Source organism: Aquimarina rubra (genome assembly GCF_042684305.1).
Classification (GTDB): Bacteria; Bacteroidota; Bacteroidia; order Flavobacteriales; family Flavobacteriaceae; genus Aquimarina; species Aquimarina rubra.
This window is the reverse complement of record NZ_JBHULE010000035.1, coordinates 469,468-483,581: the sequence shown is the minus strand read 5'-3', so window position 1 is coordinate 483,581 and position 14,114 is coordinate 469,468. Positions and strand designations below refer to the sequence as shown.

The following is a 14,114-nucleotide window of genomic DNA, read 5'->3' as shown; positions in this document are numbered from 1 at the left end:
ATAAATTTGTTCTAAAGCTACATTGTGAACAGGAAAGACATGGAATATCAAGATCAATCTTCTAAAACACCATCCGGAACTAATCAAGAGGCAATTGATCGTTTTAAAAAACTTCAACAAAAGGAAATTTCCGTACTTGATCTATTCGAAGGAATTATCTCAAAAAATACTGCGGCTCTTAGTAAAGGAATCACTTTAGTAGAAAGCACTCAGAAAAAACATAATAAAAAGGCGCAACAACTTATTGAAAAATGCCTTCCTCATGCTAATAATTCCATAAGAATAGGAATTACAGGAGTCCCTGGCGTGGGAAAAAGTACCTTTATTGAAGCTTTAGGCAATATACTTATAAAAAAAGATAAAAAAGTTGCTGTGCTCGCTGTAGATCCCAGTAGTACTATCTCAAAAGGAAGTATTTTAGGCGATAAGACAAGAATGGAATCACTGGTAAGATCACCTAATGCTTTTATCAGACCTTCTCCTTCGGGAAATTCTTTAGGCGGTGTAGCTCAAAAAACCCGTGAATCCATTATCCTTTGTGAAGCTGCCGGCTATGATGTGATCATTATTGAAACCGTAGGTGTTGGCCAGAGTGAAACTGCGGTACACGGAATGGTAGACTTTTTTCTATTGCTGAAGTTGGCCGGAGCAGGCGATGAGCTACAAGGAATTAAACGTGGTATCATAGAAATGGCCGACGCAATTGTAATTAATAAAGCTGATGGAGATAACCTAAAACGTGCACGAGAGGCTAAGAACCAATTTAGAAAAGCATTACATCTGTATCCTTTAGCCGAAAGTAGTTGGTCTCCGGAAGTATTGATGTGTAGTGCACTAAAAAATGATGGTATTGAAGAAGTTTGGAAACTGATTTTACAATATATCGAGGTTACCGCGATGAATAGTTATTTTGAAGAAAACAGAATCCGACAAAATAAATTCTGGTTGTTACAGACCATTGAAGAAGAATTGAAAAACTCGTTTTACAATCATCCCAAAATCAAAGAGGCCTTATCAGAACAAATTAAAGCTGTGCAGCAACATAAGATTACTCCTTTTGCTGCAGCAAAGTATTTATTGAGACTCATAAATAATTAAGCAAGATCTTTATTTCTGTAAGTAGTAATTGATAGTTTAAAAAAAATAAACGCTGCATAATAATAGAATTATCATGCAGCGCTTTATATACTTAAATTGCTATTCAGCTATTTGTCTATTGTCTTACTATTGGAATTACACCGTTCACACTTCCTGTAGTAATTGACATGAAGTAAACTCCACTTTTTAGATCGGTAATGTTAATCTCTTTTTCAATAGCCACATTAGAAAGATCAACAGTCTTTAACATTCTTCCATTTATATCATAAATCTCCGCTTTTACCAATTCGATATTGGTAAGCTTTCTTAAATTAACTATTCCATTTGATGGAATCGGATATACGCTTATATTTTGTGATATAAACTCATTATCTGCTACAGACAATGTTGTTTGAGCACAGTTAAACACAGTTACTTCATCGATATACCAACCAAATAATCCGCTACAAGAATCCGTTCCCATTTCAAATCTAAACTGAATGGTAGAATTATCAGTAACTCCTATGGATGATAGATCAACATGACTTCTACCCCAGCTTCCAGTATTAGAACCTTCATCTGTACCTGTAAATGCTGCTTCGCCTCTTAAAGGATTGTCATTAACAACATTTACCGTACTGCCGTCCGGCAAATCAAAATCTTGATCTGTAATAACCATAGCATTATAAGGACTTCTCAAAAAAGCGGAAGACGGTAATAATGTCCAGGCACCACCGTTTAAACTATATTTGATATTACCTCCATCCCAATCGGCTTCGGTAGCAACGAAATGATTAAAAGACATTTCAAAAGTTCCACCTTCAGCAACTGTTGGAATATTTATTACTGGACTCTGTAAACGTATAATACCATTTTGAAAGCTAGTTTGACAGTCCCCAAGGTTTGGATCTGTGCCAAAAATAGCTTGTCCTGCTCTTCCATCAGGAAGAGAAGACTCTAAAACCCAGTCCCTAGAAATCCACGTACTAGCATCTTCCGGAAGTTGCTCCATAGTCCATCTACCAGCCCCTGCTTCCCAATCCTCATAAAAAATAGCATTAGTGGTTGCATTACTACACAATGTCCCTCTATTAGAAAGTATTGTCGTATATCTACAAGAATTATCCGTTCTTAATTCCACAGCTAACATCGCGTTTTGTAATTGCGTAATATCATTGGCAGTAATTATCTCACCAGAAGGACCAGCAGGCGTTTCTGTTGTAGACAACCCTTCTAAATTAATTCCGAGTAGATCATTAGCAGAACCTTCTAAAGCATCGGCTAGATTGGCGAAATCACTTACTAATGTCAAATATTCACTCTGTGCTCTCCAAAATATATGCGCAGCCTTTGTTAAACCAATCGAATTGATGGTTTGACCATTAAACGCCCCACCATCTACCAATAAAGCAAACATATGATTAGGAATACCAGAATTAATATGAACACCTCCACTATCAGCTTCACCACATAAATATCTAAAATCATCTATACTAGCTGGATCGCCTTTACAATTGGGGCTCCACATATCTCTGATAGCTCCTCCAAAGGCAGAAGCATCTTCTCCCATCAACCACCTAACCGAAGTATCACAACCGGTACGAGCCGAAACATCTTCTCCATTGTCTGCATAGTTATTCAACAAATCAATAGTTTCTCCCCAGATATCTGAAAATGATTCATTTATCGCTCCTGACTCATATGCATAGATTAAATTATTAGTATATTCTGTGTATGCGTGCCCCCACTCATGTGCCACTACATCATCAGCAGCAGTCCCCGAACAATAATTGGTAGTAACACCGTTCCAAGATGCATTAGGGCAGTTACCATCTGGGTCATTATTAATAGTTATCATCCGTGCATCCTGACCATCATAAGAAACATACCCAAAAGCATTCTTAAAGAAATTATATGTATGAGCTGCAGCTTCTAACTCTGTTTGTTGCCATTCATCTAACGTTCCAGGAAAAGCATCTCCTTCTTGCCATACAAGATTACTTGTATCCCCTTCGTACAAAACTCTATCAATAGCATGAGCCATACCCGTAATTTGTTCTATAACGTTTCCTTTCTGAGCATTAACAAAAATATATTCTCTTACGTCCTTGTCATTACGTACTTCAACCTCATATGCTAAATATAACGGCCCATTCACTCCTTTAATTATACCTTTCTGAAAAACAAAAAGATTAGTTTTATTCACTTTTAAAGGAACACCCGATTTATTTAATCCCTGTTTTCTTACGGTTGATAGAGCAATAGCATTTACCTGAGATTCATTTAATCTTGGCTCTGTATTAAATTCTGATATTGGGATCACCTTACCGTTTATTGAAGTAATATTTTTATTTGAATCAAAATGGAATTTCAGTTCTCCTCCATACACAGGAACACCATTATGCTTTTGTTTAAGCACGACATGCTCTAAACCATAATTATCCTTCTTTGTTTTCTCTATAACCAAAGAATTATTAACGGATTCTATTTTATAAAGTGATTTGTAGTCTTCCAAAAAGTTGAACGCTTTTTGTTCAATAGTTCCTCCTTTAGCTTTCATCGCATTTCCAGCTGGGAACTTTACGAATTCTGTTAGTCCAGAATTTTCATCAACAGTTACAACAGCATTCGTTTGCTGTTGTAATTTTGCGATAGATTTTTGGATACTCTGTGAATTAACAGTTAAACCACTGAATAACAAAATCATCGACAAAACAATTTTAAAGGTAATCTTTAATTTCATAGTTCTTTTTTTATTGTTGAGTTTAATAAATTGAGTTTATCGCATAATCATTAAAAAAATGATCACACCTATTTACTATAAACAAGTGAAAACAAATAAACCCTAAAAAATAATTTAATTGATCCCTTACCTTACGATTTTGATTTCTTATCTAAATCAAAAAATATTCAGAAAAGAAAAATCTTAAGAATTATATCAAACGTGCAAATATAAATATTTTTTATCACTAAACATAAAATTATGTTAAAGCAGGATACCGAAGGGAATTAATTGAAAGTTCTCTTTATTATTAGAAATTAAGATTTTTTATTCTGTTTTCTTAAAGCTCATGGGCTTTTAAGAACAAATCAAAATCATTCTAAAACAACTTTTATTAAAATAGATATATTAATTTAGTAATTACAAAGTGCTATTTTAACCAAATCAAAAAAACATCAATCACCAAAATCCACTTCATCACCTACTTGTTCTTTTGAGACACTTGCAGGGATTTCTGAATCTGAAGAATTATCATCATAATCTTGCATTACACCTGCAAGACGTTCACTTATCTTAACTAAATAAATAGTATCGTCTGTTTTTACCTCTACCGCTTCAATAGTATCGTGATGATGGTTCTTAAAGGAAATAATATCCCGATCTGAATAACCATCAGGAAATTTCTCTACTAAAAGATTCAAAATATCTTTGTTCAGTTTTTTGTAGTCAACAATTACTCTTTTCATAATGTGTAGTTTTAGTTGGTTACTTCACTAACAAATAGTAAATAAGATTCTGTTTATATTACATTATTTTCTACAATACACTTAGAAGCATCATTCTATTGATGTTCTTTAGTTAATTTTCTTTTGATATTATATAATGGTATTCACCACTACAATTTATAATAAAAAAATTAAACTTTTGAGAAATAAGCTTCAAAAAAAGTAAGTGTTTTCCTTAAAATTATATCTATAAAAATTAAACGTAATCCTAAAGTCTTGTATCAGGCATTCCACCAATATTAACACTTTTTTTACGTTAAGAGTAATTATATGATGATACGTAAACTTTTACATAGAAAATGGATAAAGTGGCCGTTAATTGCCATTGGAGGATTTTTTTTAATTTTTACTACTTTTTACGTAAGTATTTATTTTGGTTTTTGGGGAGAAATTCCAACCAAGAACGAATTAAGCTCTTTAAAGCAGGCAGAAGCGACTCTGTTGTTGGACAAAGATGGGCGTTTGATTGGTAAGTATTTTATCTATGATAGACAACCGATAATTTATGATGATCTTCCTAAACACCTGATTGATGCATTGATTGCTACTGAAGATGTACGCTTTTATGAACACGATGGTGTTGATAATGTAAGTCTGGTCAGAGTATTTTTTAAAACTATATTACTCAGAGATAAATCTTCTGGAGGAGGAAGCACCATTACTTTACAATTAGTAAAAAACCTTTTCGGGAGAAAAAATTATGGATATTTTAGTGTGGTAGTAAACAAACTCAAAGAATCCATTGTTGCCAAACGTATTGAGGAAATATATACTAAAGAAGAAATCCTAACTCAATACTTTAATACAGTTCCTTTTCCTGATAACACCTATGGTATTGAGAGTGCTTCACAAAAATTCTTTAATAAATCCACCAGAGAACTCACCCTATCAGAAGCCTGCACTCTTATCGGAAGCCTGAAAGCAAATCACAGTTATAATCCAAGGCTTTTTCCCGAAAGAAGTCAATTACGAAGAGATGTGGTTTTACAACAAATGGCTAAATATGAATATATTACTCAGGATATTGCTGATCGGGTAATGAATCAAAACGTCAATTTGGACTATCAATATTTTAATCATGATCTTGGGTTAGCTCCTTATTTCAGAGAGGAGGTTAAAAAACAACTTAGTAAGATTCTAAAAAAATATAAAAAAGCTGACAATACTTTTTATGACATTTACAAAGATGGATTAATCATTCATACTACATTGGATTATAAAATGCAATCGCTTGCAGAAGAAGTGATGAAAGAGCATTTACAGAATTTACAAAAGGCATATGAAAAAGAGCACGGTAATAAAGCTCCATGGAAGACAAATACCGGCTTATTAGATAATGCACTGCAACAATTACCTATTTACCAAAAATATAAAGAACAGGGTCTTAATCGAAAGCAGATCATAGATTCTTTTTCGGTGAAACGCGAGATGGAACTTTTTGAATGGGGAGGAAATATTTCTAAAAAAGTTTCTGTACGCGATAGCCTACAACATTATCTGAAGTTCCTAAACGCAGGAATGATTGCAATTGATCCTTCTGATGGAGCCGTCAGAGCATATCTAGGAGGTATTGATTATAGATATTTTAAATATGATCACGTTTCTCAAAGTAAAAGACAAGTAGGTTCCACCTTCAAACCGTTTGTTTATACAGCAGCCATAGAAAATGGAATGAAACCTTGTTCATATTTCCCATTGAAAGAAGTTACATATACGAATTTGAAAGATTGGACACCAAAAAATTCATCTAGCGAAGAAGATCCTTATTTGAACTATAATCTAGAAACAGCATTGAGTAATTCTGTAAATACGATTGCTGTAAAGGTAATCGGCGAAATAGGTGTTAAAAAAGTTTTGGAACAGGTAGAAAAAATGGGAATCACTGAAGAGCTTCCAGAACAACCATCAATAGCTTTAGGAACAGCTGGAATAAAAATTAAAGAATTAGCAGGAGCTTATGCCAGCTATGTAAATCATTCTAAAGCAGTACAACCATTTTATATTACAAAAATTGAAGATCGACAAGGTAATCTTATTGCCTCATTTGAACCAAAAATATCAGAAGAAGTGGCTTTTAGTGATTACACGAGACAGATACTATTAGAAATGATGAAATCTACGGTTAATGAAGGTACAGCAAAAAGATTGAGATCTACTTATGGATTAAAAAATGAAATTGCTGGAAAAACCGGTACTACGCAAGATAACAAAGATGGATGGTTTGTGGGTATTACCCCTAATCTTGTAACAGTAACATGGGTCGGTAATGATAATTATACTATAGGATTTAAAAGTACTGCACAAGGACAAGGTGCTAATTCTGCTCTTCCGATTTTTGCCGGGCTTTATCAGAAATTGAATAAAGATGTTGCTTTTGATCCTATCACCAAAAGTAGTTTCGAAAAAACTTCAGATCAGGTTCTTGAAGATCTGGATTGTAAACCCGAAAAACGTGATAATTTTCTAAAAAGACTATTCAGTAAAAAAACGAAAAAGAAGAAATTTCGTAATAAATAAGTCACAACAACTAGTAATTAACTGAATCTAAAAAACAATTTTTGCAATAACTTCTTCATTATCTTTCTTAGTTAATCTAATAATTTTAGTCTCTCTTACTTCTTCTTTTGATCCATAGTTTTTGAACATAGTAACTTTCATAAAAGTCGGGTTTTCAACTTTCTGATACCTATCTCCATAGTATTTTATCTTAATAAAATATGTTCCTTTTATAGCTTCTTTTAATGTGAATTCTTCAGGACCAAATCCCTCCGTCATATCCTGTGACATATGACCGCCTATACTTGTTTTGTTATGACTGTAATAGCATTCTTCCAAATTAGGGTCTATAATGTGTAAATCAATATCTGTATCGTTATGATTCCAATCCGTAGTTACCCGGATATCGTACGTTACCGGAAGTAATAATTCTTTATCTATTTTACTGAGATCTAAATCATCTTTATATTTATGTACAAGAGTTCTTATTTCATTTTTTGAAATATTTTCGATTCCCTTAAATACACGCCTCTTGGAATTTTCATAAATCTCACCTGATACAATACTATTTAACAAATTCAGTGCTTCCTGACATTTTCCGTCATTTTCATATGCTAGTGCCAGATCCCTATATGATTGAGAATCTTCTGGCCTTAATTCTAATATTCGTTTAAAAATAAATACAGCCTGCGTATTATAATGATTGGCTTGTAACTGATATGCGTACACTTTTAATAATTCATAATTATCAAAATCTGTTTCTGGTATATTGGATAGTATTCTGGATGCATATACTTCCTCATTATATCTTTCTCTAAAATGATTAGAAACATCCACAAAATATGCCGGTAGTTTTATATACTGTTCTCGCTGCTTCAGATACATTTTGTAAGCTTCTTCTTTATTTTTTGCTTTTCTTAAAACCACTAAATAATCAAGTATTACTTTTCTGTCTTTTATTGTAAGATCTCCTGTATATTTTCTAAATGAAGGTTTCCTTATATTAGGTCTCGAGGAAGATATACTCCTATTGGAAGGTACTGTATTAGCTCTTAAAATCACATTATCCTCTTCAGTATATGTGCCCGATGATGCACCAATATCTTTTACATTTAAAACGATCGGAAGTACATAACTCACATCGACTGCTATATTTCTTTGCCTTCCTGGTGTCATCCTAGGCAATAACTTTAATACTCTGATTGCTTCTTCTGCTAACGTATTATGAGGTGCTCTTACTTCTATATTAACAACATCACCTTCTCTATCAATCATAAACCTTGCATATATTCTTTTGGTTCCTGGTGACAAATTAAAATCATTAGCTATCTCAGAATTAAATGATCTATTAATTAAGTTTTTCACACTATCAGAAAAACATTTCTTTCTGTCTTCATTAGTGTTATTTTGTTCACAACCAGGAAAAACAGGTACTTGTTCTATTACAGAAAAAGGTATTGACAACAATTCTTCATCTTCTTCAACATCAACTATTTCGTCTTCTTCTACGATTTCTTCTAAGTCATCATTAACCGATCGTAATAAAGGTTCCGCTAAAAACCCCTCTACTATCTTCTCTTCTTGTACAATTTCAAAATTTTGTTCAACTGGAATTTCTTCTTCAGTATCATCCATAGTACCTGAGAGTCTTCTTGCTAGGCCTTTCTTTATACCATCTTTTGATGCTAGAATCCGATTGTATTCTTCTAATAACTCCTCCGGAGGAGTTATTTGATATGCTATATAATCTTGCACATCTTCTAGAACAATTAATGAAGTATAATCCGTTACCAAACTATAATTTTTTCCTAAAGCTGTAATTTGTTCTTTATTGTTCTTTGCATCTCTCTGTAAATGATTTAACTTCTTCTGAGCCCAGATTCTATTTACATCAACACTTTTTATTGGACTGGCGTCTATTTTTATTCTTATGCTTTTTGTTATTTCATTACCGTATCCAAAATGTAACAACAAGGTTTCGCCTTTTGTAAAATCTTTTCCTGAAATAGAAAAATCATATGATAAGCCAACCGGTACATTCGGATATGCTTCTCCTTTTTTTGTTTTGGATTCATATCCTAAAAACTTAAACGGTTCATATTTAACAGCGACCATTGCATCCTCTATTGATTTTGTTTTCAGATTTATATAAGCTCCATTTGTTTTCTCTGCATTATTCTTTAAAAATGAATGATTTGCTTTAACAATGCTATTTAATATAAATACAGGACGATTACTCCCTATCGCAGACTCATCGCTTAAACTTGTAATGCCATCAGAAAATAAGAAGACAGCATCAGAGGCTTGTTTTCTTCCAAACAGGGAATCATACGAGGTTCCTCCATCATAGGATATAGTCTCTATTTTGTTTCTTAAAGATTTCCAATTGCCATCTTTTATTCTAAAAGTATCTTCTGATACTATAAGATTACTAAAAGCTATAAAATTTACATTTATGTCTGGTATATATAAGAAATAAGCATTTAAAAAATCTAATTCTTTCTGTAGATCTCTGTGTTTCATGGATAGAGAAGCATCCCAATATATAGTGATTTCATCAGATTTATCTCTCAATCTATTTTCTGGTTGTACTGTTTTATATACATAAAAATAATTCTCGGAAGTAATTACTTTCTCCGTATCTAATGGCACAGGTATTTTTATTAACAGATCCTTATTAGGTATGTAATTCTTTTTAGTTACTGTAGTACTGTACTGTTTTTCCCAATTAGAAAATTCAAGTCCTGATAGTTGTCCTTTCTCAATTATGGGCTTACTTTTTTGATCAAAAACAACTATTTTAAGTGAGAAATGATCTAATTTATTTTTAAAACTTAGTGGTAAATTATAGTAATGCGCTGTATCCGTATAAACTAATTCTTGTTCATATGCTAGTACAATTCTTTTATATCCATTAGCGGGTATTGGATAAATACGAGCTTTATAAGTATTTCCTGTTCCTTTTTCTAATAAAGCTGGATCCACTCTTTTCCTTACTACTGCTTCAAAAGCAATTCTACCCAACTCCTTTTCTACAACCACAGCCTCTCTAAGTTTACCATTAACATCTAATGCAAAACGGGAAACGTCGTGTCCTTCTCCTAAAGGAAATGAAAGTTCTCCTTCTAATACAGTATCCGTGGGGTTATAAAAAAGCATATCATATGTTGTGGTTGCTATATTACCTACAACATCAACTTTTATATCCAAAGAAGACAATCCAATTGGTTTATCAGATACTTTCAAAACAGGAATTTCCTGAGCCGATACTAAAAAAGAAAATAATAAAAACAGAAAAGAAGCGTATACTTTATTCATAAGATAACAATTAGCTGATGATGAATTTGATTGAATCAAGTTTTATGCCAATTGATCTTATCCTAAAAAATCAGAAAATATTATCCATATTTTTTAACGAGAAATGTATGTAATTTGAAGGCTCCAAAACCCAAAATTATACCCGTAGCCAAACCTGTGATCACATCTAAAGGATAATGGACTCCTAGATAAATTCTACTGTAACTTACAATTAAGGCCCAAATGACCATAAAAGGAAAAATATACTTCAAATGTTTTTGTAACGTTAAACCTGTAAAAAATGCCAGTGCCATGGAGCTAGTAGCATGTCCAGAAAAATAACCAAAACGACCACAATTCACTTCAATCGTTCTAAGAAACTCTGCTACGCCTTCTGCCCGGCAAGGTCTAGGTCGCATCACCAAGACATTTTTAAATAAAACAGAAATTTGATCTGATGCTGTAATTAAAAGTGCAACTGTGATTAAAGTGATAATTGTTCCTTTGACACCAAAATATTTATAAAAAAAATAAAGTAACACAAGATACAACGGAATCTGATAAAATTTCTCAGTCATAAATAACCAAAAGCTATCCCAAGTAACACTACCCAAGTTATTTAAGAAAATCATTAAATCTTTATCCAGCTGTATTAGTTCTTCCATAATTTTTAATGGTTATTGGTTCTATTTTTTTAAAAGCTAAACTAATTATTCATCATACCGTTGTATCTCTCGATCGTAAAAATCATTTGCTTCCTGGAACAGATTCTCAGCTTCGCTTTCTAATTCTTTTTCGTCACTTTTATCAAATTCTTCCAACCATTCTACTTCATCATCCTGCAGGTTAATGATAAATCTCGGAAACTCGGTATGAATCACAAAGATGGCTTCTGGATAATCTGTGTTATCTCCTAATAAGAATTTTGGAAAACTCATATGCTATAAATTAGATGTAGCAAAGCTACGAAGTTTACGCTCAAAGTAACAAAAACAATAAGAGGTAAATTCTAAAACTAAAATTTACCTCTCGTTGTATATAAACATTATTCTATCTCTATTCTATGATAATCTGTACTCTAGCGTTAGAACCTAATTCATTATTATCGATATCTTCTCCTTCTTTAGGTTGTGTATTGCTAACTCCCACGTATTCAATTAAGGTTTCGTCTATTCCATTTTCTATAAGATATTCTCTAACAAAACCAGCGCGAGCAGAGGAAAGAATTTCATTTTCAAACTCAATTTCAGAATCATTTGCGTGTCCAACAATTTTAATACTGTCGAACTTAAATACCTTCAGATACTGCAAATATGAATCCAGCGCAGCTTTAATTTCTTCATATACTTCACTTTCACCAATCAAATATTCAATATCTGAGAAATCTAATGCCATATTGCAAATATTATCTACATCTACTCCCTGAACATTTTGCATTTCTCTTAATTCTACATCATCTATATAGTAGTATGCATCGCTAAATGATCCCCCTCTTAATGATTTTCCGTTAGGGTTATCTGAAAAATATCCTAAAGAGATATACTTCTCAGTACCTTTTGCTTTATAAACACCACATACCTTGGTCCATTCCTTGGTATCACAAATCATTTCAGAAGATTCAATATGTAACTTATACGTGGATGTCTCAGTAATTCTTGGAACTCTGGCCGTAAAATAGGATCCAATAGAAGAAGTACACGAATTACTTACTCTTCCCTCTCCGAGTGAAACATACATATGAAAATAATAGTATTTACCAGCCTTTAGAGGACTAACCAATTTAGCTACGATAGATTCTTTTGTGTTATTACTGGTTATATATAATCCAACTTTGGATTCTCCTGATCTAGGTTCTTGGGGACCAAACTGGTTTAAAAAACCAGGTGCTTTGTGGTCAAATTTTACTTCACTTACCGCAGGATGATGCGCATCGGGTGTATTGGTTAATGCCTTCCAATCAGAAATAACGCCAAAATTCCGCATTTCATGCTTTAGTTTTTTAACTGCAGCATTGGTATTTTCAAAACTAGGATTCGGTATTAGATTCTGTGAGTAAGAATTGATATTTAAACCAATTATAAAAATTACAAGAAGGATAAGGTTAGATTGTGGGCTATTCATCTCTTTTCTTTTCGGGTTTTAGATATATTCGAAATATAGTTAAATATTTCTTAATATGAAATATACTTTGACAAGTAACAAAAACTAGTCCAAAAAAAGAAACGGAGTAAAACTGTCTATATTGTAACTGTTAAAAAAGATTATCTTCACAGGCTTATATTACCTTTTTTTAACACCAAATTCTTACTCAAATAATTAAACCTAAAATACAGTAACAATGCTGACACTGTTAATCCAGCCAGCAAACCAATCCATATCCCTTCACTTTTATATGCTGTATACAATCCCATATAATAACTAATAGGAAAACCTACAACCCAATAAGCAAAAAATGTAATGATCGTTGGAATTTTAACATCCTGTAATCCTCTTAAGGCACCAAGAACTGCTACCTGTATTCCATCTGATATTTGAAACAATGCTGCGATTACTAAAAGTTTTGCCGCAATACCAATCACCTCAGTGTTATCTGCAAAATTTTCTACATCTTTTACATTTAAGTAAATCTCAGGTAGCACATCATTAAAAACAATAAAAAATAATGCAAAAACAATCTCTATGAAGAGTGTTAATAGAAAAATCGAAAATGCGATTCTTCGTAATTCTCTAAATTGCTGCAATCCTTTTTGATTCCCTACTCTCACCATGGCTGCTACACTTAATCCCATAGCCACCATAAAGGTCATTGCTGCAAGATTTAATGCTATTTGATTAGCAGCTTGAGGATTTTTACCTAAAATTCCTGAAATCCAAATAGCAGCAGTAAAAATAGCTACCTCAAAAAACATCTGTAATGCAGATGGAAAACCTAAGGTTAGAATCTTCTTTAGCATATTGTTTTGAAGTACAAAAATTTTAATGTTGGTCACATATGCTTTTGACTTTTCTTTATATCTAAGAAAGACCCATAGAAAGACAACCATAATTAATCTAGACACCAGTGTACCCACTGCGGCACCAACTATCCCCATTTGTGGAAAGCCAAATTTCCCGAAGATCAACAAGTAATTTAAAACTACATTAACAATATTAGCAATCAGCGTTGCATACATAGGATATCTGGTCATAGATAATCCGTCCGAAAACTGCTTAAATGCCTGAAAGACTATTAAAGGAACTAAGGATATTGCCACTAAATCTAAGTAAGGGATTGCCAATTCCACCACCTCAACCGGTTGTTTCATTAGATACATCAAAGGTTTCGCGAATAATATACCAACGAATAAAACTATCCCAAGTGTAGTGCATAAAAACAATCCGTGTTTAAACGCCGATTTACCCTTAGCAAAATTATGTTCTCCATCAGCTTCTGCAACCAACGGTGTAATTGCCGTAGAGAATCCAATGCCAAGAGACATTGCAATAAACATAAAACTATTTCCTAAGGATACGGCTGCTAACTCTGCAGTTCCCAGCTGTCCAACCATAATATTATCGATCAACCCCACAAAAGTATGTCCTAACATCCCTAACATAACAGGTGCTGCTAATCGTAGGTTGTAGTTAAACTCCTTTGTGTATTGTTGTAACATTATTTCTTTTTATAGCTGCCAAAGATAAGGAGATTACTTTTCGAAATAAACCATCCTTAACGCAACTTTAATGGTACAAGAAAA

9 protein-coding genes are annotated in these 14,114 nt (G+C 33.0%); 2 read left to right on the top strand and 7 right to left on the bottom strand.

The annotated features are described in order from the left end of the window. Positions 1 to 39 precede the first annotated feature (39 nt). Positions 40 to 1,098 (top strand): methylmalonyl Co-A mutase-associated GTPase MeaB, encoded by a 1,059-nt coding sequence (gene meaB, locus ACFSR1_RS21860; RefSeq protein WP_378295430.1) that lies wholly within the window; start codon positions 40 to 42, stop codon positions 1,096 to 1,098. A gap of 115 nt (positions 1,099 to 1,213) precedes the next feature. On the opposite strand, the gene ACFSR1_RS21855 is transcribed toward meaB, so the two are convergent. Together ACFSR1_RS21855 and ACFSR1_RS21850 are read right to left on the bottom strand one after the other, a co-directional pair. Then, positions 1,214 to 3,820 carry a M4 family metallopeptidase gene (locus ACFSR1_RS21855; protein WP_378295157.1) on the bottom strand — a complete coding sequence of 869 codons (2,607 nt, stop codon included), beginning with the start codon at positions 3,818 to 3,820 and terminating at the stop codon, positions 1,214 to 1,216. Positions 3,821 to 4,254: 434 nt separating this feature from the next. Beyond that, on the bottom strand, positions 4,255 to 4,545 hold the full coding sequence (locus tag ACFSR1_RS21850; RefSeq protein ID WP_378295156.1) for a hypothetical protein: 291 nt from the start codon (positions 4,543 to 4,545) through the stop codon (positions 4,255 to 4,257). 309 nt (positions 4,546 to 4,854) lie between these two features. On the opposite strand from ACFSR1_RS21850, the gene ACFSR1_RS21845 reads away from it, so the two are divergent. Further along, positions 4,855 to 7,101: a transglycosylase domain-containing protein gene (locus ACFSR1_RS21845; protein WP_378295155.1), complete on the top strand. Its 2,247-nt coding sequence runs from the start codon at positions 4,855 to 4,857 to the stop codon at positions 7,099 to 7,101. 27 nt (positions 7,102 to 7,128) lie between these two features. On the opposite strand, the gene ACFSR1_RS21840 is transcribed toward ACFSR1_RS21845, so the two are convergent. The 5 genes from ACFSR1_RS21840 to ACFSR1_RS21820 form a co-directional block, all read right to left on the bottom strand. Then, complete coding sequence (locus tag ACFSR1_RS21840) at positions 7,129 to 10,398, bottom strand: VIT domain-containing protein (protein ID WP_378295154.1); 3,270 nt, start codon at positions 10,396 to 10,398, stop codon at positions 7,129 to 7,131. 80 nt (positions 10,399 to 10,478) lie between these two features. Then, the gene (locus tag ACFSR1_RS21835; protein WP_378295153.1) at positions 10,479 to 11,042 is read right to left on the bottom strand and encodes a phosphatase PAP2 family protein; all 564 of its coding nucleotides are present in this window, start codon (positions 11,040 to 11,042) and stop codon (positions 10,479 to 10,481) included. 45 nt (positions 11,043 to 11,087) lie between these two features. Continuing rightward, the gene (locus ACFSR1_RS21830) at positions 11,088 to 11,315 is read right to left on the bottom strand and encodes a hypothetical protein (RefSeq protein WP_378295152.1); all 228 of its coding nucleotides are present in this window, start codon (positions 11,313 to 11,315) and stop codon (positions 11,088 to 11,090) included. A 118-nt stretch (positions 11,316 to 11,433) separates the two neighbouring features. Beyond that, entirely contained in the window at positions 11,434 to 12,498 is a 1,065-nt protein-coding gene (locus ACFSR1_RS21825; protein WP_378295151.1) for an OmpA family protein, read from the bottom strand. 146 nt (positions 12,499 to 12,644) lie between these two features. Beyond that, positions 12,645 to 14,033: an MATE family efflux transporter gene (locus ACFSR1_RS21820; protein ID WP_378295429.1), complete on the bottom strand. Its 1,389-nt coding sequence runs from the start codon at positions 14,031 to 14,033 to the stop codon at positions 12,645 to 12,647. Between the last annotated feature and the right edge of the window lie 81 nt (positions 14,034 to 14,114).

Excerpts from the sequence above, each read along its gene's own strand:
- ACFSR1_RS21840 (WP_378295154.1), bottom strand. The coding sequence starts at position 10,398 with ATGAATAAAGTATACGCTTCTTTTCTGTTTTTATTATTTTCTTTTTTA.
- ACFSR1_RS21830 (WP_378295152.1), bottom strand. The coding sequence starts at position 11,315 with ATGAGTTTTCCAAAATTCTTATTAGGAGATAACACAGATTATCCAGAA.
- ACFSR1_RS21845 (WP_378295155.1), top strand. The coding sequence starts at position 4,855 with ATGATGATACGTAAACTTTTACATAGAAAATGGATAAAGTGGCCGTTA.
- ACFSR1_RS21825 (WP_378295151.1), bottom strand. The coding sequence starts at position 12,498 with ATGAATAGCCCACAATCTAACCTTATCCTTCTTGTAATTTTTATAATT.
- meaB (WP_378295430.1), top strand. The coding sequence starts at position 40 with ATGGAATATCAAGATCAATCTTCTAAAACACCATCCGGAACTAATCAA.
- ACFSR1_RS21855 (WP_378295157.1), bottom strand. The coding sequence starts at position 3,820 with ATGAAATTAAAGATTACCTTTAAAATTGTTTTGTCGATGATTTTGTTA.
- ACFSR1_RS21835 (WP_378295153.1), bottom strand. The coding sequence starts at position 11,042 with ATGGAAGAACTAATACAGCTGGATAAAGATTTAATGATTTTCTTAAAT.
- ACFSR1_RS21850 (WP_378295156.1), bottom strand. The coding sequence starts at position 4,545 with ATGAAAAGAGTAATTGTTGACTACAAAAAACTGAACAAAGATATTTTG.